Consider the following 19821-nt stretch of genomic DNA (forward strand, 5'->3'; position numbering starts at 1 on the left):
TTTCAGTGGTACGCGGGGTTCCAGCGCAGCAGCCGCTTTTCCAGCCCGCGCGCGACGAGGTCGGCCAGCTTGCCGAGGATCGCGTACAGCAGGATCCCCACCAGCACCACGTCCGTCTGCAGGAACTCGCGGGCATTCATCGTCATGTAGCCGATGCCGGCCTGCGCGGAGATGGTCTCGGCCACGATCAGCAGCACCCACACGAGGCCCAGCGAGAACCGCACGCCCACCAGGATCGACGGCAGCGCGCCGGGCAGGATCACGTCGCGGTACAGGGGCCAGCCGCGCAGGCCGTAGCTGCGCGCCATCTCGATCAGCGCCGCATCGGTAGAGCGGATGCCGTGGAAGGTGTTCAGGTAGACCGGGAAGAACACGCCGACCGCCAGCAGGAACAGCTTGGCCGATTCGTCGATGCCGAACCACAGGATCACCAGCGGGATGAGGGCCAATGCCGGGATGTTGCGCACCATCTGCAGGGTGGTGTCGAGCAGCGTTTCGGCGCGGCGGAAGCTGCCCGTCAGCAGGCCCAGGGCCAGGCCGGCGCCGGCGCCGACGGCGAAGCCGGACAGCGCGCGCCACAGGCTCGTCTTCAGGTGCGTCCACAGCTCGCCCGATTCGGCCAGTGTCCAGAAAGCTTTCGCGACGGACAGCGGCTCGGGCAGGATGCGGCTCGACAGCCAGCCCATGCGTGCCGACAGCTCCCACGCCAGCAGCAGCGCGATCGGCAGCAGCCACGGTGCCAGCGCGGCGCCGAGGCGCGGCCAGACGGGAACGCGCGATGCGTGGGGTACGTGGGGTGCGTCCACCGCAGCAGGCACGTTCAGGGCGGCGGTCTTCATGCGCGGGCCCCCATCACGCGGCCTTCTTCGGCACGATATCGGTCGCCATCACTTCGCCGAACGGTCCGGTGATCGACTGCTCGCCCAGTTCTTTTCCTTTGCCGAGCAGCGGGAACACCAGCTCGGCGAAGCGGTACGATTCCTCCAGGTGCGGATAGCCCGAGAAGATGAACGTCTCGATGCCCAGCGCCTGGTATTCGCGGATGCGTTCGGCCACCGTTTCCGCGTCGCCCACCAGCGCCGTGCCGGCACCGCCCCGCACCAGGCCCACGCCGGCCCACAGATTGGGCGAGACTTCCAGCTTGTCGCGGTTGCCGCCATGCAGCGCGGCCATGCGGCGCTGGCCTTCCGAATCCATGCGCGCGAACGAGGCCTGGGCCTTGGCGATCACGTCGTCGTCCAGGTGGGAGATCAGCGCATTCGCGGCGCGCCATGCATCCTCGTTCGTTTCGCGCACGATCACGTGCAGGCGGATGCCGAACTTCACGGTGCGGCCATGCTGCGCGGCGCGGGCGCGGATGTCGGCGATCTTTTCCGCGACGGCCGCCGGCGGCTCGCCCCAGGTGAGATAGACGTCCATCTGCTCGGCCGCCAGCGCGTGCGCCGGTTCCGAGGAGCCGCCGAAGTACAGCGGCGGATATGGTTTCTGCACCGGCGGGTACAGCGTCTTGGCGCCCTTCACCTTCAGGTGCTTGCCGTCGAAATCGAAGCCGGCATCGCCGCCCTCGCCGGCCAGCGCGCCGCGCCAGATGCGGATGAATTCATCGGAGATCTCGTAGCGCTCCGCGTGGTCGGCGGTCAGGCCGTCGGCGGCCAGTTCGGTCGGGTCGCCACCGGTCACCACGTTGATCAGGAGGCGCCCGCCGGACAGGCGGTCGAAGGTGGCCGCCATGCGCACGGCCAGGCCGGGCGTGGACAGGCCGGGGCGCACGGCCACCAGGAACTTCAGGTTCTTCGTGGCGTGGATCAGCGAGGAGGCGACCACCCAGGCATCCTCGCAGGAGCGGCCGGTGGGCAGCAGCACACCGTCGTAGCCCAGCGTGTCGGCCGCGACGGCCACCTGCCGCAGGTAGTCGGCATCGACGGCGCGGGCGCCTTTCGAGGTGCCCAGGTAACGGCTGTCGCCGTGGGTGGGGATGAACCAGAACAGATTGAGCGACATGGACGTTCCTGATCAGAGTGCCGATGCCAGCACGGCATCCTGGATGGCGATGGGTTTCGGGATCAGCTTCAGGCCGGCGAACGCGTCGGCGATCTTCTGCTGTTCTTTCAGTACTGCGGCGGAGACGGGCTTCACGCCGTAGCTGTAGCGCGAGGCGGCCAGGTCGACGATGGCCACGTCCAGACCCGTCTGCGCGGCCAGGATGGCCGCCACCTCCTTCGGATGCTGGCGGCCCCAGTCGTCCACCTTGGCGATTTCTTCCAGCAGGATGTTGTTCAGTGCCGGATTCTTCTCGGCCCAGGTCCGCGAGGCCAGGTAGAACTGGTGGTTGGCGACGATGCCCTTGCCATCGGCCAGGATGCGCACGCCCAGCTGTTTCTGCGCGGCGGCGAGGAACGGATCCCAGATCGCCCACGCATCCACGGCGCCGCGCTCGAACGCGGCGCGCGCATCGGCCGGCGGCAGGTAGACGGGCTGGATATCCTGCCACGCCACGCCGGCTTTTTCCAGCGCGCGCAGCAGCAGGAAGTGCACGTTCGAGCCCTTGTTGAGCGCCACGCGCTTGCCTTTCAGCTGGGCCACGCTGGCCAGCTTCGAGTCCTTCGGCACGACGATCGCCTCGCTCTCGGGCGACGGCGGCTCGTGGCCCACGTAGACCAGCGGCGCGCCGGCGGCCTGCGCGAAGATCGGCGGCGCCTCGCCCACGGTGCCGTAGTCGATGCTGCCCACGTTCAGGCCTTCCAGCAGTTGCGGACCGGCCGGGAACTCGGTCCACTGCACCGTCACGCCCTGCGCTGCCAGGCGCTTCTCGAGCGTGCCACGGCCCTTCAGCAGGGTCAGCGTGCCGTATTTCTGGTAGCCGATGCGGACCACCCTGCCGTTTTGGGCGAAGGCCGCCGGAAAGGCGCCGGCCAGTGCTGTGCCGACCAGCAGGGCCAGCGTGCGGCGGCGCGTGATGTTATCGAGTGGATGCGTCATGGGTTCTCTCAATGTGGAGTTATGCGGCCTGCAGCTTCTGGACCGGCGGACGCACGGCGGGCCCGCCCTGGCGCGCGGCCTGTGCATGCAGCGCGTGCGACAGCGCGGCCACGCCGGCCGTCACGCGCGTGGCGATCTCCGGTGCCAGCAGCACGCCGTCCCCCTCGTGCCACTGCACCTGCGCCGAGGTGGCGAAGATGCTGGTGAGGACCTGGTCCGCTTCCAGCGCATGCAGCACGGGGCGCAGCGCATAGTCCAGCGCCAGCAGGTGCGACTGGCTGCCGCCCGTCGCCACCGGCAGCACCACCTTGCCGGCCAGGCCGTTCTGCGGCAGCAGGTCCAGGAAGGCTTTCAGCACGCCGGCAAAGGACGCCTTGTAGACGGGCGTCGCGACGATCACGGCCTGCGCGTCGGCAACCGCTTCGGCCGCGGCGCGGATGGCGGGATGGCTGCCGTCCGCTGCCAGCAGGGCCTGGGCCGGCAGGTCGCGCACGTTCAGGTGCACGATGCGGTGGCCGTGGATGGCCAGCTTGTCGCCGATATGGTGCAGCAGGCGGCTTGAAGAGGATGGCACCGCGGGGCTGCCGGAAATCAGGAGGATGCTCATGGAGATCGCTTTGCAGTGGGTAGTGGGTCTGGCGGGTTGTTATGACCAATGCTGCAAGGCTAATGCAGGGGGCGGTGAATCAGAACGAATGCTTTCGCACTTCGATATGTGATTTTTTCTACATGAGCTGCACGCATAAGGAAGCGCGCTTTTCTTCGTGGACGGTGCGCGGACCGCGGCGCAATACTGGCGCCGCCCCTTTTCATAGAGACGCGTCCCGCCCATGAATGCACCGCTTCCCCAGCAGCAGTCCGACCCGCTTGCCGTTGCCACCGCGCTGGCCGCGGCACTGGCCAGCACCGCCGTGGCGCGCGATGCGGCCGGTGGCCATGCGCGGCACGAACGCCAGCTGATCCGCGCATCGGGCCTGCTCACGCTGTCGATCCCGCAGGACTTCGGCGGCCAGGGCGCCGGCTGGGACACGACGATGCAGGCCGTGCGCATCCTGGCGCGCGCCGACAGTGCACTGGCCCACGTGTTCGCGTTCCACCACCTGCAGCTGGCCGGCGTGCAGCTGTATGGCAGCGCGCAGCAGCAGCGCCACCTGCTGCATGCCACCGTCGACGATGGGCTGTTCTGGGGGAATGCGCTCAATCCCCTCGACAAGCGCACCGTCGCCACGAATGCCAAGGGCGGCTTCGTGCTCGACGGGATCAAAAGTTTTTCGTCCGGCTCGGTGGGCTCGGACTGGCTGACCGTCTCGGCCTGGCACGAACCCACGGCATCCGCGCTGATCGGCGTGCTGCCCACCGGCGCGGCCGGCGTGCATGTGGAGGCGGACTGGGATGCGTTCGGGCAGAAGCAGACGGACAGCGGCAACGTGCGCTTCCAGGGCACGCCCCTGCCGGAAGGCCTGGTACTGCAGCAGCCCGGGCAGGCAGCGACGCCGAAATCCACGCTGCGCCCGCAGGTGGCGCAGCTGATCATGGCGAACCTGTACCTGGGCCTGGCCGAAGGCGCGTTCGATGCGGCGCGCGAGTACACGGCGAGCGAGGCACGGCCGTGGTTCGCTTCCGGCGTCGCCAGGGCCGTCGACGATCCGTTCGTGCAGCACCGCTACGGCGAACTGTGGACATTGCTGCGCCCCGCCATCGTGCTGGCCGACGTGGCGGGCCGCGAGCTGGAACGGCTGTTCCGCCGCGCCGACGACGTCACCGCGCAGGAACGGGGCGAGCTGGCGGTGGCCGTGGCCGAAGCGAAGGTGCTGTCGCACCGCGCCAGCCTGGAGATCGGCAGCCAGCTGTTCGAACTGACGGGCGCGCGCGCCACCTCCGGCAAGCTGGGCCTCGACCGCTTCTGGCGCAACGCCCGCGTCCACACGCTGCACGACCCGGTCGACTACAAATACCGCGACCTGGGCCGCTACGCGCTGTCCGGCACGCTGCCCGACCCGACCCCGTATTCCTGATTCCTTACAGTCGAGGTCGTGTCACATGCTGGGGTCAGGCGTAGTGACACAAGCTCATCCGTGCGGTGCAAATGCTTGCGAAATCAGTGCGTTGCGCGCTACTGCACAGTTCGTGTCACTACGCCTGACCCCATGGTGTGACACGAGCTCAACAATAAAAATGGAGAAGAAAAAATGAAACGCCGTACCGTCCTGAAGTACACCGCCGCCAGTTTCGCGGCCGTTGCCGCGCCGTCGATCGCGCGGACGGCGGGGCCGCTGAAGGAGCTGCGGCTCGATTACGCGTACTACTCGCCGGGCAGCCTGGTGCTGAGGCGTTTCGGCTGGCTGGAGGAAGCGTTCAGGCCGTCGGGGACGGAGGTCAAATGGGTGCTGTCGGCCGGCAGCAACCGCGCGCTGGAATACCTGAACGGGAACAGCATCGACATCGGCTCGTCCGCCGGCCTGGCGGCGCTGCTGGCGCGGGCGAACGGCAATCCGATCCGCGCGCCCTACATCTTTTCGCGGCCGGAATGGACGGCGCTGGTGGTGCGCAAGGATTCGCCGATCCGCTCGGTGAAAGATCTGAAGGGCAAAAAAGTCGCCGCGACCAAGGGCACCGACCCGTACCTGTTCCTGCTACGCGCGCTGCAACAGGCGGGACTGAAGCGGGGCGACATCGAACACGTGGCGCTGCAGCATGCCGATGGCCGCGTGGCGCTGGAACAGGGCCGCGTGGATGCGTGGGCCGGCCTCGATCCGCACATGGCGGCGAGCGAACTGGAGGGAGGATCGCGGCTGCTGTACCGGAACGTGGCGTTCAACACCTACGGCTTCCTGAACGTGCGCGAGGAATTCCTCGCGCAGCGGCCGGAAGAGACGGCGCGCGTGCTGGCGGCGTATGAACGGGCGCGCCGCTGGATCCAGGCGAATCCGACGGAAGCCGCGAAGATCCTGGCGGAAGAAGCGAAGGTGTCGCTGCAGGTCGCGATCCTGCAGGTCAAGCTGCGCAGCGACTTCTCGCATCCGCAGCCGGACGCGGAACATATCAACGCGCTGCGCCAGGCCGCGCCGATCCTGGTGGCCGAGAACCTCGTCAGGCCAGGGACGGACGTGAACCGGGCGATCGCGGAGCTGGTCGACACACGCTTCGCCCGCAAGCTGACGGCGGCCTGATGCGGAATCGGCATCGCCCGCCAATGACGCCAGGACAGGGCAGCGCCGGCCTGCTGCCGCATCACGGTCTTGTTCCAACGTCGCCAACCAACACCGGCATCGGCCTGACGCCACGCCTGGCAGCCCGCCCATGACCCCACCGCACGCCGACACGCTGGCCGCGCCGCCCGCCGCCATCCGGGCGACGGCGCCTCCGACCTCCTCCCGCACGCGCCGCCCACGCGGCAGTCCCCATCCCGCATGGGGACTGCTGCTGCCAGCCGTCGCACTGCTGGCGGTGGAAGTGCTGGTGCGCACGGGGACGGTACCAGCCCACCTGCTGCCGCCACCGTCCGACATCGCGGCCACGCTGCTGCAGCTCGCGGACAATGGCCTGGGCTGGCACATCCTCGCCAGCAGCGTGCGCGTGGCGCTGGGTTTTCTCGCCGGTGCGGTGCTCGGCATCGCGCTGGGCGCCGCGGTGGGACTGAACGCCCGCGTGGCGGCGCTGCTCGACCCCACCTTCCAGGCGCTGCGCGCCGTGCCGTCGCTGGCGTGGGTGCCGTTGCTGCTGCTGTGGCTGGGCATCGACGAAGCGCCGAAGCTGGCGATGATCGCCATCGGCGCCTTCTTCCCCGTCTACTTGGGCACGGCTTCCGGCATCGCCGGCGTGGACCGCAAGCTGGTGGAGGTGGGACGTTTGTATGGACTGAGGGGCATCACGCTGGCGCGCCGGGTACTGCTGCCGGCCGCGCTGCCGTCGCTGCTGACGGGCCTGCGCAGCGGCCTGTCCTTGGCGTGGATGTTCATGGTGGCGGCCGAACTGATCGCCGCCAGCCGCGGCCTGGGCTACCTGCTCAGCGACGGCCGCGAGACGGGCCGCGCCGACATCGTGCTGGCCGCCATCCTGCTGCTCGCCCTGCTGGGCAAACTCAGCGACACGCTGATGCGCGCCCTGGAAGCGCGGCTGCTGGCCTGGCGGGACGATTTCGGCACCGGCGCCGCCTGACCGCCCGCCCGGGCACGCCTACTCCCCCGCCCACACCTCGCCGCTGCGCATCTGCGCCTGCGATACATTGCTGTGCGGGGGCACGCTCTGCGTCAGCCACACATTGCCGCCGATGGTCGTGCCGGCACCGATCGTGATGCGGCCCAGGATCGTGGCGCCCGCGTAGATCACCACGTCGTCCTCGACGATCGGGTGGCGCGGCGTGCCCTTGATCAGCGCGCCCGATTCGTCCGCCGGGAAGCGCTTGGCGCCCAGCGTCACGTGCTGGTACAGCCGCACGCGCTCGCCCAGGATGGCCGTCTCGCCGATCACCACGCCGGTGCCGTGGTCGATGAAGAAGCTGCCGCCGATGGTGGCGGCCGGGTGGATGTCCACGCCCGTGATCGAATGGCTGATGTCGCAGATCATGCGCGCGATGAACGGGCAGCCCAGCTTGTGCAGCGCGTTGGCCAGCCGGTAGTGCAGGATGGCGATGGTGCCGGGATAGCACAGCATGATCTCGGCGATCGACGTGGCGGCCGGATCGCCGGCATACGCGGCCTGCACATCGGACACCAGCAGCGCGCGGATGTGCGGCAGGCCGGCGGCGAAACGGCGCGTCAGGTCGTGCGCCTTCAGCGTGAGCGCTTCCTCTTCCGTGTCGGCCGCATCGGTGAACTGCAGGCCGCGGCGCACCTGTTCGGTCAGGCGGTTCAGCGTGGTGTTGAGGGTATCGCCCACGAACCAGTCGATGCTCTCGTCCGTCAGGTTCGGGCGCCCGTAATGGGTGGGGAACAGCACGGCGGACAGGCCGTTGACGATCGTCGTGAGCGCCTCGCGCGACGGCAGTTCGCGCACGCGGCGCTGGTGGCGGATATTGTGGGTCGCTTCGCGCGACACGCGCAGCGCCGCCACCACGGCGTCCAGGTCCCAGTGGGCCGGCTTCACGCCGGTGCCGTCGAAAGTATCGATAGTCATGGTCTTCTTCTTCAATGCAGGTTGAACCCGGCGGCCGTCACGCCGACGTCCGGACGCGGAATTCTACGAAATTCGCGCGCGGCCCGTCAGGCGTTTTTCGCATAACGATATGCGGAGGGCGAACTATCCCGCACTGCAGCAAGCCGGCGCCAACTGCCGTACAATACGCGGCTGCCCTGCGCCGACACTGGCCGTAAAAACAATAACGATACTCCTTCCATGAACATTCTGCTGACGCTCCTGCTGGCCGGCCTGACGATGGTCGGCCCGCTGGCCATCGACACCTACCTGCCCTCGTTCCCCGCCATCGCGCGCGAGTTCGCCGCCACCCCGATCGCCATCCAGCAGACGCTCTCGCTGTTCCTGTTCTGCTTTGCGTTCATGATGCTGTTCTACGGCACGCTGTCCGACACGCTGGGCCGCCGGCCCGTCATCCTGTGGTCGCTGGGCGCCTACATCGTCGCCTCGATCGGCGGCGCGCTGGCCGGCTCGCTGGGCTTCCTGCTGCTGTGCCGCGTGCTGCAGGGCCTGGCCTCCGGCGCCGGCACCGTGGTCGGGCGCGCCATCGTGCAGGACCGCTTCGGCGGCATCGAGGCGCAGAAGATCCTCGGCCACATCATGATGGTGTTCGGCCTGGCGCCGGCCATCGCGCCGATCCTGGGCGGCTGGCTGCAGGTCAGCCATGGCTGGCGCTCGATCTTCTGGTTCCTGGCGATCTTCGGCGTGGTGATGCTGGTGGCCGTGTGGCGCCTGCTGCCGGAAAGCCTGCCGGCCGAGAAGCGCCATCCGTTCGAGGTGAAGCAGATCGCCGCCAACTACCTGAAGGTGCTGCGCCACCGCCGCTTCCTGCTGCTGTCGGCCGCGCTCGGCGTGGCATTCGGCGGGTTCGCGCTGTACATCGGCTCGGCCGCCTACTTCGTCATGAACATCCTGCACCTGCCGGAGACGGCCTTCGCATGGCTGTTCATCCCGCTGGTGGCGGGCATGGTGGTGGGGTCGATGGTCTCGGGGAAGGTGGCGCACAAGGTCGCCCAGGGCAAGCTGATCTGGCTGAGCTATGGCGGCATGGCGGTCGCTGCGCTTGCCAATGTGATATACACCTGGCTGTTCGCGGCCGAGGTGCCGTGGGCCGTGATCCCGCTGTTCTTCTATTCGTTCGCGCTGGCGGTGGCCATGCCGCCGCTCACGCTGATCGCGATGAACCTGTTCCCCAACAACAGCGGGCTGGCCGCCTCGCTGCAGTCGTTCATCCAGATGACGCTGTTCGCCATCATCTCCGGGGTCGTGGCGCCGCTGCTGTTCGACAGCGCCTTCAAGCTGGCCTGCGGCGTGCTGGGCTGCCTCGTCGTCAGCCTGCTCGCATGGATGCTGGCGCGGCACGACTGAACATCATCCGCGCCAGCCTCGGTGCCCGACGCTTACGGCCAGGGCGCCGGCGTCACGTCCACGTACTGCGGACCGCCATCCTCCGGTTCCGGCGCGGCCTGCGGATCCTGCGTGAGCTTCAGGCCGGGCGGCAGGCCCAGTCCCAGGATCTCCTTGCGGCCTTCGACGAAATCGCTGGTGGACAGGGGGCGTTCGCTGTCCGGCCAGTTGGCGATGGCCCAGTTCTGCACCTCTTCGTAGCGGCGCCATGCTTCCGCCACGAACTTGCGGCGTTCCTCTTCTTCCAGTGGCATAGATCCTCCGTTGTGTTTTGATTACTTTACACGACGGAGGCGAAAACCGGCGCGGCGCTGAACGGCCGGGTTAGCGGGACACTATGCGACCGTCTACGCGACCGTCCGCCTCATCCTGCGCCCAGGTGCCGCTGCACCCAGGCGAGAATGCTGCTGGTATCCATCGCGCCGGGCTGGCGGGCGACTTCGCGGCCATTGCGGAACAGCGCCAGCGTGGGGATGCTGCGGATCGCGAAGCGCGCGCCGATGTCCTGGTTCGCCTCCGTGTCCACCTTCACCACGCGCACGCGCGGTTCCAGCCGCGCTGCCGCCTGCGCGTAGAACGGCGCCATCGTGCGGCACGGTCCGCACCACGGTGCCCAGAAGTCCACCAGCACCGGCACGTCCGACCGTTCGACGTGCTTCAGGAAGCGCGCGCTGGCCAGGTCCACCGGCTGGCCGGTAAACAGCCGGTCCTGGCATTTGCCGCACACCGGCGCCTCGGCCAGGCGCGCCTGCGGCACGCGGTTCACGGCATCGCAATGGGGGCAGACGATGTGCAGGGACTCCGTGCTGCCCGCCGTGGCGGTACCGGTGGCAGCGTTGCTGGCGTGGTTCATGGCTTGTCCTCTCCCTCTTTGTTCTTCAGGATGCCGCGCAGATTGGTCGCGGCCAGGCAGCAGTTTAGCGCGATCAGCGCCCACGCATCGTCATGCAGGCCCCACACGACCCATGCCGCGTTACTGCCCAGGAAAACCCAGAAGCCGGCCAGCCGCCGCGCCGCGCTGCGCGAGCCCACCAGCCAGGCCGCCAGCAGCGACGCTGCCATGGCCGGCCACTGCAGCCAGTCGATCCAGTCCCCCATTGCCACTCCCTCCGTCGATATATTGGTCGGCGAGTGTAGCGGCTGGGGGATTTTCATGGCGCTGCCGAGCGCAGGCGGGCGGGTTCGCCAGATGTCGACGCGGCGCAGGGACGGCCGTTCGCCGGGCCGTAACGGCAGGTGGCATGGACAAAAAAAACGGGCACGCGCCCGCCGTGCCCCTCACGATACGACGGCCTTCCGCTGGACTCAGGAAGGCTGGCCCTCCTTGCGCGGTGGCTGCCGCATGGCCGACTGCGCAGCCTGCGCTGCGTGCCCCGCGGCCTGCGCGGCTTCCTCGGTACGGTCATGGCCATCGCCCATGGCGGCGCGGGCCTGGCGGTTGGCGCTGTCCACCATGCTGTCCAGCGGGTTGGCCAGCTGGCGCATCGTGTCGTGCTGCTGGCGCAGCGTGCGCTCGGTTTCCTGCGACGTGACGCGCGTGACTTCGTCGGTCAGTTCGCAGGCCGCGCGCGCCGTTTCTTCCGCATGCTCCCCGGCCACCCGGATCAGTTTCGTCTGGCTATCCGTGGCGATGCGCGACACCTGCTGCTGCCATTCGCGCAGCCGGTCCGCCGTCGGCTGGGCGCGCGAGGCGGTGACGGAGAACACTTCCGTGGGCTTGTCCACGGTGATCATCGCCTGGCTGGCGGCGGCCGTGTCTTCCAGCATCGTCTGCGCCATCTGCAGGTTCAGCTCGGTGAACTTCTGGGCCGTCTGGAAGAGCGAACGGGACAAGTCGTTGAAGAACGACACCTGGGCCTGGACGTGGTTCCGGGCCGCAGGCGTAATGCTTTGGGAAAATGGAAACATGGCTGCCTCATTGAAAGGGTCTGGTCTGGAAAAGAGTCTCGGAATGCTTTTGTTGCTACCGGAGTACGCCTGCCCGCGCAGCCGGACCCGGGGAATGCGCGCCGACGATTCTCACCAAAAATCACCGAATCGCCATCGAACACCTTCCAAGTACCGGCAAACCGCCAACAAACCGAAGCAAAACGCGGTGGGCGCGATAGACAAGGCTACGACTCCCTTCCATGCAGGGCATGATCTCGATCAAATGTACAGCCATGGACAACGCGATGTCTTTACCTTTCTTTACACGGCGGCGCATTGAGTTTGCACAGTGCGTGCCGATAATCCTTTCAATACAGACAGGAATTGAACATGGTCACCTCCATCAGCCAGAGCGCCGGCAGCACGGCATCGGCCACCGCCGGCAGCAGCACCAGCACCCAGATCACCAGCCTGCAGCGCCAGGTCACGGCCAAGCAGAAGGAACTCGTCGAAGCGCAGAAGGACACCAGCGAAACGGGTGTCAAGGAAGCCCAGCAGATCGCCCAGCAGATCCAGGCGCTGCAGCAGCAGATCGCCCAGCTGCAGGCGCAGGCGGCGCAGAAGGCCGCGGAGCAGCAGGCCGCGCAGGCGGCCGCCGCCGCAGCAGCGAAACAGCAGGACAGCCAGGGCGGCACCGCCACGGGCAGCACCGGGCGCACGCAGGCCGATCCGACGGCCACCGTGGGCAGCGTCGTCGACACCTACGCCTGACCGCGGTGCGCGGGCCGCAGCGGGCGCCGGCTGCGCAGGCCTTGTGCTAGGTTGACGGCTTGATCAACCGAGCCACCGGCATGCATGATGGATGATGCCAGCCCCCTTGCGCGTTGTGCCGCCGGCCTGCAGGGCGGCGTGATGCTGGCCGTGCTGCTGCACGCACTGGCATTCCTGCCGCAATGGCGCAGCGACTACTACCAGCGCGACTTCCTGAACACCAGCATCACGGGACTGCTGCTCGCGGTCGCGCATGGCGCCGTGCTCGCGCTGGCACGCAGCGAACTCCCGGCCATCGATGCGGGAGGCCATGGCACGACCGCCGCCTGGTGCCTGGCCGCGGCGCTGCTGCTCAATCTCCTGATCGCCGCGCAGAACCTGTGTGCGGTCCACGCACTGGTGCGGCTGCACCGGCCCAGCGCCCTCGTGGCGGGCTCGCTGCGGCCGGCCGTGCTGCCGCTGGCCTGGACCAGCGGCGTGCTGGCCTGCGCCGCCTGCGCTGCGGTTGCCGGCTGGCTGTAGCGGACGATCGCGCTTACGTCGGTGCGGGACGGCCCTGCAGGAAGCGCTTCAGGTAAGGCGCCGTGCGGCTGTCGCGCGTTCCCGCCACCAGCGCCGGCGCACCGGCCGCCACGATGCGGCCGCCCTCCTCGCCGGCGCCGGGACCGATGTCGATCACCCAGTCGGCCGCCGCCACCACGCGCATATCGTGTTCGACGGCGATCACCGTGTTGCCCGCGTCGACGAGCTTCTGCAGCTGCGCGACCAGGCGCTCCACGTCGGCCGGGTGCAGGCCCGTGGTCGGTTCATCGAGCACGTACAGCATGTTGCCGCGCGCGGCGCGCTGCAGTTCCGTGGCCAGCTTGATGCGCTGCGCCTCGCCGCCGGACAGCTCGGTGGCCGGCTGCCCCAGCCGCAGGTAACCGAGCCCCACGTCGCGCAGCACTTCCAGCGCGCGCTGCAGCGGCGGCTCTTCCTCGAAGAATGCCCAGGCCGCGTCCACCGTCATGCCCAGCACCTCGGCCACGTTGCGGTCGCGGTACGTCACCTCCAGCGTCTTGGCGTTGTAGCGCGCGCCCTGGCATACCGGGCACGGCGCGTAGACGCTCGGCAGGAACAGCAGCTCGACCATCACGGAGCCCTCGCCTTCGCAGTTCTCGCAGCGGCCCTTGGCCACGTTGAACGAGAAGCGGCCCGCATCGTAGCGGCGCGCCTTGGCCATTTTCGTGGCCGCGAACAGCTTGCGCACATGGTCGAACAGGCCCGTGTAGGTGGCCAGGTTCGAGCGTGGCGTGCGGCCGATGGGCTTCTGGTCCACGCGCACCAGGCGCCGGATGTTCTCGAGGCCCGCCGTGATGCGCCCTTCCAGCGCGGCCGGCGCATCCTGTTCGAGGTCTTCGCCCTCCTCCGCCTCGGCTTCCACCTCGTGCCCGAGCGCGCGCGTCACCAGTTCCACCAGCACCTGGCTGACGAGGCTCGACTTGCCCGACCCGGAAACGCCCGTCACGGTGGTGAACACGCCGAGCGGGAAGTCGCAGGACAGCCGGTCCAGGTTGTTGCGCGTGATGTCGGCCAGCTTCAGCCAGCCCTGCGGCTCGCGCGGCGTGCGGACTTCGGGCGGCGCATCGACGAACAGGAAGCGCTGGGTTTGCGAATCGTCCACGCCGCGCAGGCCGTCCGGCGCGCCGCTGTACAGCACATGGCCGCCGCCCTCGCCTGCCGCGGGCCCCACGTCCACGATCCAGTCGGCATGGCGGATCACATCGAGCGAGTGCTCGACGACGAACAGCGAATTGCCCGACGCCTTCAGGCGCGCCATCGCGCGCAGCAGCGCCACCGTGTCGGCCGGATGCAGGCCGGCCGAGGGCTCGTCGAGCACATACACGACGCCGAACAGGTTCGAGCGCACCTGCGTGGCCAGCCGCAGCCGCTGCAGCTCGCCCGGCGACAGGGTCGGCGTGCTGCGGTCCAGCGCCAGGTAGCCCAGGCCCAGGTCCAGCAGCACTTCCAGGCGTGCCAGCACGTCCTGCGCGATGCGCTGCGTGACGATCAGCTTTTCCGGGTGCGCGGCCTTGTCCTTCGCGCTGATCTTCGCGGTGCCGTCGACATACGGCGCCATCGTCGCGGCCAGGCGCTGCAGCGGCAGGCGCGAGATCTCCGTGATGTCGTGGCCGGCGAACGTGACGGACAGCGATTCGGGCCGCAGGCGCCGCCCACGGCAGGTCGGGCACTCGGTGCTCACCATGTAGCGCGCCACGCGCTTCTTCATCGATGCGCTTTCCGTCGTGGCGAACGTCTGCAGCACGTACTTGCGCGCGCCGGTGAAGGTGCCCTGGTAGCTGGGCGTTTCCTTCCGCTTCAAGGCGCGCTTCGTCTCTTCCGGCGTCAGGCCGGCATACACGGGCACCTGCGGCTGTTCGTCCGTGTACAGGATCCAGTCGCGGGTCTTCTTCGGCAGGTCGCGCCACGGCGTGTCCACGTCGTAGCCGAGCGTGACGAGGATGTCGCGCAGGTTCTGGCCATGCCAGGCGGTGGGCCAGGCGGCAATGGCGCGCTCGCGGATCGTCAGGCTGTCGTCCGGCACCATCGACGCTTCGGTGGCTTCGTACACGCGGCCCAGGCCATGGCACTGGGTGCAGGCGCCTTCCGGCGTGTTCGGCGAAAACGACTCGGCATACAGCAACTCCTGGCCGGGCGGATAGTCGCCAGCGCGCGAATACAGCATGCGCAGGGAGTTCGACAGCGTCGTCACGCTGCCCACCGAGGAGCGCGTGGTCGGCGTGCCGCGCTGCTGCTGCAGGGCCACGGCGGGCGGCAGGCCGTCGATCTCGTCGACCTGCGGCACGGGCATCTGGTGGAACAGGCGCCGCGCATACGGCGACACCGATTCGAGGTAGCGGCGCTGCGCTTCGGCGTACAGCGTGCCGAAGGCCAGCGACGATTTGCCGGAGCCGGAGACGCCGGTGAACACGACGAGCGCGTCACGGGGAATCTCCAGGTCGACGTTCTTCAGGTTGTGTTCGCGGGCGCCCCGCACGGTCACGTAGCCGGTACGTTTCGGAGCGTTGCTGGGAATGGTCTGGTTGCCTGATTTGCCGGGGGTCTTTGCTGTCATCTGTTCCTCAATCCGCGATCGGTTCGGCCAGGTGGGCGCCGTCGCGGCCCGCGTAGTTGACGTCGGTGCTGACGCGGTACCACTCGAAGGCATCGACGCCCAGTGCCATCTGGCGCGCCAGCATTTCGGCTTCGTCGCGGGACAGGTCGGGATCGAGCCAGGTGGCCGCATCGGCCGCATTCAGTACCACGGGGCGGCGGTCGTGCACGTCCACCATGCCGCCGGAGCTGTCGGCCGTCACCAGCACGAAGCCCGATTCGGCCTTGTGTTCTTTGAAGGGACCGAAATTGGCCAGCGCCAGCATGAACAGCGGCTCGCCGTCCTTGCGGTGGATGTGCCAGGGCTGGCGGTGGCCCTTCTCGCCGGTCCATTCGTACCAGCCGTTCGCGGGCACGACGGCGCGGCCGGCCTTCAGCAGCCGGCCCCAGTAGTTGTTGGTGAGTTTCTCGACGCGCGCGTTGTACGAGATGGGCAGCTTCTCGGCCGCCCACGAGGCGCGGTAGCCCCAGTGCAGGTCGTCGACGTGCAGCACGCCATCCTGCAGGTGGAACACGGGGCGATAGGTGCCCGGCGCCGCATTGAAGGTCGGCGCCGCCTCGCTGTCGTAGGCTGCATCGGCCCAGCCGAAGGCGCTGACGTAGCGCCGCGCATTGTCATTTTGATCGAAACGTCCACACATCGCCCGATCATAGCAGCGCGACCGCGGCACCCCGCGCACCGGTGTCCTGCGGCCGAGCCCGTGTCCACCCAGGGGTCAACCCCGTTTTCGGACACGAGCTCAACAGTCCGATAAATCTCCGATCGCGCGACTGTCGAGGCCGTGTCCGATTTCGGGGTTGACCCCAAGGTGGACACGGGCTCAAGTATGGGAGATCAGTTGGTGCCGCCGGTCATGGTGTCTTTCGGCGGTTCGGCGCTGTCGGTCCAGACTACGTAGTCGTCCACGGAGTACAGCCGGCATGGTTCGCGGCTGGCGGCCTGGCAGGCGGCCAGGGCGCGTTCGTTCGGCATTTCGCCTTCCTCGGCCCAGCCCCAGGCGCCGCTGCTGGAGACGGCGAACGCGCGCGGCGTCTGCTTCGTCAGGAAGTCCTTGTACTGCTGGCGGCCCTTCTCCGGCAGGAAGGGGACGGCGGCGATGTCGGCCAGGGCGGCGTAGTTGCTGGCCGGCTGCGGCGCAGGTTCGGCCACGGCGTACACCTGGTCGGTCGGCATGCCCACCTGTCGCAGGAAGCGCTCGACTTCCGGCAGCCAGACGGACTGGCCATCGCGGCTGCCCAGCATCGTGTGGGCGTCGTGCTTGAACGGGCCGTACGACACCAGCTGCACCTTGCCGCCGTTGGCCGAGAACGCGTCGTACATGCGGTTCACCAGCGCCGGGCCGAAGTAGCTGTCGTTCGCGCCGTACATCCACAGCGTCTCGACGCGGTTCTTGCGGCCGAATTCGGCAAACGCGCTGACGAGGGAGCCCTGCCAGTCGCAGGCATTGCCATGCACCTTCAGGCCGCCGGCAAAGTTCATGATGCCGCGCACGCCGGGCAGGTCCTGCGTCGACAGCGCGATGCTGGCCAGGCCCCCATAGGACTGGCCGGCGATGACGATGTGGTCGGCGTCGATGTACGGCAGGTCGCGGGCATACGTGACGACATCGGCGATGTCGCCGGCCTGCTGGTAGCCGTTGGCCTTCATGTTGCAGCCGAAGTCCGCGTAGGTGCCGCCCGAATGGGCGAAGCCGGTGCGCATCGGCACCATCACGGCATAGCCGCGGCGCACGAACTGGGTGGCCATGTAGACGAAGCGGTCGCGCTGCTGGGCGCGCGGGCTGCCGGGCGACTTGCCGTGATTGATGATCAGCAGGGGGAATGGACCGGGCCCGGCCGGCTTGTACAGCGTCGTTTCCAGGCTGACGTTCATGCGCGGACCGGCGGGCACCATGATGACCTGTTCGTTCAGCCGCGCATCCAGTGGCAGCAGCTGGGCCCGGGCGGATGGCGCCAGCAGCGCGGCCGAGGCCAGCGCGATGGCAGTGATGACACGATGGACGAGGGACAGGACCGGCACGGCAAACTCCGCAGCAATTGACGTTGGGCAACAACCCAATTTTGATGCCGTGCGGAATTGATTGCAATCCTAAAAGAATAATATCAGCCGTTTTTAAGGGAAGGTTTGTTGCTTTGCGGCACGAACTCGACAGGTGTTGACACACCGTCCATGCCGTTTTGCCTACTCGTTATCGCCGCATCAATAACAGTCGCACGGATGCGACGCGACAGCAGCTTTTATCCCGCCAGCCGCCGGTTCATCCCGTGCGCGCCCATCGCTTTCGGTAAACTGGAGGCTCTTCCAGACAAGGATCCATCACGTGGCAATTTCCGCATTGGGCGCCGGCCTGACGGGACTGCAGGCCAATATGCAGGCACTGGGCGTGGAGGCGCATAACACCGCCAACATGAACACCCAGAACTTCGTCCCGCAGACGGCGACGTTCAACGAGGCGCGCCCCGCCGGCACCGGCGTGACGCTGTCGATCGCCGCGCGCGACCTGTCCGCCGCCGAGAACGTGGGCACCGCGCCGTCCGGCACCGATCCCGCGTCGTCGATCACCAACTCGCTGGTCTACAAGGCCGGCTTCGAGCTGTCCGCGAAAATGATCGAGGCGGCCGACGAGCGCCTGGGCACCCTCATCGACATCCGGGCCTGACACAACCGCGCCGGGCTTCCGCCGTTCGGTACGTCTGAGAATTTCCCGCCTTTGTGGCATGATCGCCGGACCTTGTCACTCGCCGGCCACCGCATGCCCACCACAGAACGCATCCCCCACCGCATCACCCACCTCGTCTCCGACTGCGACGGCGTCCTGATCGACAGCGAAGCCGTCGCCCTGCAGGCCCTGGCGGACCACCTGGCCCCCCTCGGCGCGGACCGCGAGCGCCTGATCGCGCTGATCCGTCCGCGCCTGGGCCTGAAGCTGGAAGCCCTGACGCTGGGCGTGTGCGCGGAACTCGGCCTGCCCGAGCCGACCGTGGCCGACCTGGCGATCCTGCGCTCGGTCGTCGAACATGCCTGCGATACGCAGGCGACGCCGGTGCCCGGTGTGCACGAGGCGCTGGCGGCCATCCCGCTGACGAAAGCGGTGGCCAGCAACAGCCGGCTGGTGCGCGTACAGGCGCTGCTGGGCCGCACCGGCCTGGCGGAGCTGTTCGCGGGCGGCATCTACACGGCCGACATCGCCGGCCGCCCGAAACCGGATCCGGCCGTGTACCTGGCCGCTGCCGCCGGCATGGGGGTCGGCGCAGCGCACTGCGTGGTGGTGGAGGACAGCGTGACGGGCGTGCACGCGGCCGTCGCGGCCGGCGCAACGGTGCTGGGCTTCACGGGCGGTCCGCACAGCCCGGCCGGCCAGGCGGACCGGCTGCGCGAGGCAGGTGCCGTCGCCACCTTCGATGCGATGGCGGAACTGCCGGCGCTGGTGGACAGGATCCGCAGCGCCGGCTGAAACACGTCGGCTGAAGCACATCGGCTGAAGCACATCGACTGAAGCACTTCAGCAGAAGCACCTCTCCTGAAGCACCTCAGCCCATCGTGCGGGGCGGCGGCGCGCCCATCAGCAGGCCTTCGATGGTGTGCTCCTGCACGATGAATTCCAGCCTGTCCACCACGCGGCACGTGAGGTGGCGGCGTATTTCTTCCGGCAGGCTGTCGTAATAGCCGCGCGTGACCTGCAGGTCGTGCTTGGCGGCGTTCGTCGCATCCGGCGCATCCACGCCCAGCACGAACACGGGCCGAGACTTCGGCGACTGGTTGGCGGTACCGCGATGGATCGTCAGCGCCGAGCGCGCCGAAATATCTCCCATCTGCGCCAGCTTGCGCTGCGCGCGCGCCTCGTAGCGGGGCCACAGCGCCGGCTCCGGGAACATCGGGTCGCCGCCGGCCAGGTCGTCCCACTGCGTGCCGGGCGCGATCTCGAACGGCCCCATGTCTTCCGTCACGTCCACCGTGGTGATGTTGAAGGCCAGCGAATTGAGGCGCCGGCCCGTCAGGGTGGCGGCCGGTGTCGGGAAATCGCGATGCCAGGGCTGGTGCAGCGCGCCCGGTCCCGGCACGTCGAAGCCCGCTTCCACCACCTTCCAGTCCGGCCCCAGGATGGCGCTGCACACGGCCACCACCCACGGATGGGAGACGATGTCCACGAAGCCGCTCAGGCGCTCCGGATGCACCTCCACGTAGAAGCGGTTCGGCCCGCGCGGCAGCGCGCCGCCCGGCTGGCGCAGCGCTTCCTGGAACAGCACGCCGATATCCTCGCCCAGCCGCGCCACCCATTCGCGCGGGAAGGCGCCCTTCAGGGCCGTGAAGCCGTCGCCGTACAGGGCGCCCATGATGGCGGCCACATCGTAGCCCGTTGCGTCGTTCTTCGGTTGCTGGTCCATCGGTCTCTCCGTCATCGTCATGGCAGGCGGCCATTGTAGGCAATATCCACGGCCGGGGCGGCACGGCTCGAAGGTGCGGCCGCGAACAGTCGGGCCACCCCGGCCCGCCTAACATGCTGTCCA

The 19821-nt window shown here is 68.3% G+C and carries 22 protein-coding genes; 9 read left to right on the forward strand and 13 right to left on the reverse strand.

All coding sequences use genetic code 11. The annotated features are described in order from the left end of the window. Positions 1-2: 2 nt before the first annotated feature. From ssuC to ssuE, 4 genes are read right to left on the reverse strand one after another with little or no spacing between them, the layout of a single operon-like run. Complete coding sequence (ssuC, locus tag IP91_RS08890) at positions 3-839, reverse strand: aliphatic sulfonate ABC transporter permease SsuC (RefSeq protein ID WP_145648575.1); 837 nt, start codon at positions 837-839, stop codon at positions 3-5. Between the two features lie 13 nt (positions 840-852). After that, complete coding sequence (ssuD, locus tag IP91_RS08895; protein ID WP_145648576.1) at positions 853-2001, reverse strand: FMNH2-dependent alkanesulfonate monooxygenase; 1149 nt, start codon at positions 1999-2001, stop codon at positions 853-855. A 12-nt stretch (positions 2002-2013) separates the two neighbouring features. Continuing rightward, positions 2014-2979, reverse strand: coding sequence for a sulfonate ABC transporter substrate-binding protein (locus IP91_RS08900; protein ID WP_145648577.1), 966 nt, complete (start codon positions 2977-2979; stop codon positions 2014-2016). A gap of 19 nt (positions 2980-2998) precedes the next feature. Next, the gene (gene ssuE, locus IP91_RS08905; protein WP_145648578.1) at positions 2999-3586 is read right to left on the reverse strand and encodes an NADPH-dependent FMN reductase; all 588 of its coding nucleotides are present in this window, start codon (positions 3584-3586) and stop codon (positions 2999-3001) included. 223 nt (positions 3587-3809) lie between these two features. Between ssuE and IP91_RS08910 the strand changes: the two genes are divergently transcribed. The 3 genes from IP91_RS08910 to IP91_RS08920 all read left to right on the forward strand — a co-directional run bounded on the left by IP91_RS08910 (position 3810) and on the right by IP91_RS08920 (position 7137). Then, positions 3810-4994, forward strand: a complete 1185-nt coding sequence (locus tag IP91_RS08910) for an acyl-CoA dehydrogenase family protein (protein ID WP_145648579.1) — start codon at positions 3810-3812, stop codon at positions 4992-4994. Between the two features lie 174 nt (positions 4995-5168). Then, a complete protein-coding gene (locus IP91_RS08915) occupies positions 5169-6149 on the forward strand; it encodes an aliphatic sulfonate ABC transporter substrate-binding protein (RefSeq protein ID WP_145648580.1) in 981 nt (326 codons plus the stop codon). A gap of 130 nt (positions 6150-6279) precedes the next feature. Further along, on the forward strand, positions 6280-7137 hold the full coding sequence (locus IP91_RS08920) for an ABC transporter permease (protein WP_145648581.1): 858 nt from the start codon (positions 6280-6282) through the stop codon (positions 7135-7137). Between the two features lie 18 nt (positions 7138-7155). Here IP91_RS08920 and epsC read toward each other — a convergent pair whose 3' ends face one another. After that, positions 7156-8094, reverse strand: coding sequence for a serine O-acetyltransferase EpsC (epsC, locus tag IP91_RS08925; protein ID WP_145648582.1), 939 nt, complete (start codon positions 8092-8094; stop codon positions 7156-7158). A 219-nt stretch (positions 8095-8313) separates the two neighbouring features. Here epsC and IP91_RS08930 point away from each other — a divergent pair, with 219 nt between their 5' ends. After that, complete coding sequence (locus tag IP91_RS08930; protein ID WP_145648583.1) at positions 8314-9480, forward strand: multidrug effflux MFS transporter; 1167 nt, start codon at positions 8314-8316, stop codon at positions 9478-9480. A 32-nt stretch (positions 9481-9512) separates the two neighbouring features. Here the strand turns inward: IP91_RS08930 and IP91_RS08935 are convergent, their stop codons facing one another. The 4 genes from IP91_RS08935 to IP91_RS08950 all read right to left on the reverse strand — a co-directional run bounded on the left by IP91_RS08935 (position 9513) and on the right by IP91_RS08950 (position 11352). Then, positions 9513-9773 carry a hypothetical protein gene (locus IP91_RS08935; RefSeq protein WP_145648584.1) on the reverse strand — a complete coding sequence of 87 codons (261 nt, stop codon included), beginning with the start codon at positions 9771-9773 and terminating at the stop codon, positions 9513-9515. 110 nt (positions 9774-9883) lie between these two features. Then, a complete protein-coding gene (gene trxC, locus IP91_RS08940) occupies positions 9884-10372 on the reverse strand; it encodes a thioredoxin TrxC (RefSeq protein ID WP_145648585.1) in 489 nt (162 codons plus the stop codon). Then, positions 10369-10617 (reverse strand): hypothetical protein, encoded by a 249-nt coding sequence (locus IP91_RS08945; protein ID WP_145648586.1) that lies wholly within the window; start codon positions 10615-10617, stop codon positions 10369-10371. The genes trxC and IP91_RS08945 overlap by 4 nt, the downstream gene beginning before the upstream one ends. 207 nt (positions 10618-10824) lie before the next feature. Then, entirely contained in the window at positions 10825-11352 is a 528-nt protein-coding gene (locus tag IP91_RS08950; protein ID WP_158643117.1) for a phasin family protein, read from the reverse strand. Between the two features lie 4 nt (positions 11353-11356). On the opposite strand from IP91_RS08950, the gene IP91_RS08955 reads away from it, so the two are divergent. From IP91_RS08955 to IP91_RS08965, 3 genes are all read left to right on the forward strand, one after another. Beyond that, positions 11357-11728: a hypothetical protein gene (locus IP91_RS08955; RefSeq protein ID WP_158643118.1), complete on the forward strand. Its 372-nt coding sequence runs from the start codon at positions 11357-11359 to the stop codon at positions 11726-11728. Positions 11729-11778: 50 nt separating this feature from the next. Beyond that, positions 11779-12159, forward strand: coding sequence for a FlxA-like family protein (locus IP91_RS08960; RefSeq protein ID WP_145648589.1), 381 nt, complete (start codon positions 11779-11781; stop codon positions 12157-12159). Between the two features lie 84 nt (positions 12160-12243). After that, positions 12244-12681 (forward strand): hypothetical protein, encoded by a 438-nt coding sequence (locus IP91_RS08965; protein WP_145648590.1) that lies wholly within the window; start codon positions 12244-12246, stop codon positions 12679-12681. Between the two features lie 13 nt (positions 12682-12694). Here IP91_RS08965 and IP91_RS08970 read toward each other — a convergent pair whose 3' ends face one another. The 3 genes from IP91_RS08970 to IP91_RS08980 all read right to left on the reverse strand — a co-directional run bounded on the left by IP91_RS08970 (position 12695) and on the right by IP91_RS08980 (position 17332). Beyond that, on the reverse strand, positions 12695-15274 hold the full coding sequence (locus IP91_RS08970; RefSeq protein WP_145648591.1) for an excinuclease ABC subunit UvrA: 2580 nt from the start codon (positions 15272-15274) through the stop codon (positions 12695-12697). A 7-nt stretch (positions 15275-15281) separates the two neighbouring features. Further along, positions 15282-15953, reverse strand: a complete 672-nt coding sequence (locus IP91_RS08975) for an SOS response-associated peptidase (protein ID WP_145648592.1) — start codon at positions 15951-15953, stop codon at positions 15282-15284. Positions 15954-16147: 194 nt separating this feature from the next. After that, positions 16148-17332, reverse strand: a complete 1185-nt coding sequence (locus IP91_RS08980; RefSeq protein ID WP_229474164.1) for a dienelactone hydrolase family protein — start codon at positions 17330-17332, stop codon at positions 16148-16150. A 301-nt stretch (positions 17333-17633) separates the two neighbouring features. Between IP91_RS08980 and IP91_RS08985 the strand changes: the two genes are divergently transcribed. Both IP91_RS08985 and IP91_RS08990 read left to right on the forward strand, forming a co-directional pair. Further along, positions 17634-17972, forward strand: coding sequence for a flagellar basal body rod C-terminal domain-containing protein (locus IP91_RS08985; RefSeq protein WP_229474166.1), 339 nt, complete (start codon positions 17634-17636; stop codon positions 17970-17972). 93 nt (positions 17973-18065) lie between these two features. Beyond that, entirely contained in the window at positions 18066-18767 is a 702-nt protein-coding gene (locus IP91_RS08990; RefSeq protein WP_145648593.1) for an HAD-IA family hydrolase, read from the forward strand. A gap of 76 nt (positions 18768-18843) precedes the next feature. Here the strand turns inward: IP91_RS08990 and IP91_RS08995 are convergent, their stop codons facing one another. Then, on the reverse strand, positions 18844-19698 hold the full coding sequence (locus IP91_RS08995) for a phytanoyl-CoA dioxygenase family protein (protein WP_199754546.1): 855 nt from the start codon (positions 19696-19698) through the stop codon (positions 18844-18846). Positions 19699-19821 lie beyond the last annotated feature (123 nt).

The sequence above is a fragment of the Pseudoduganella lurida genome (assembly GCF_007830455.1).
In the GTDB taxonomy this organism is placed as follows: Bacteria; Pseudomonadota; Gammaproteobacteria; order Burkholderiales; family Burkholderiaceae_D; genus Rugamonas; species Rugamonas lurida.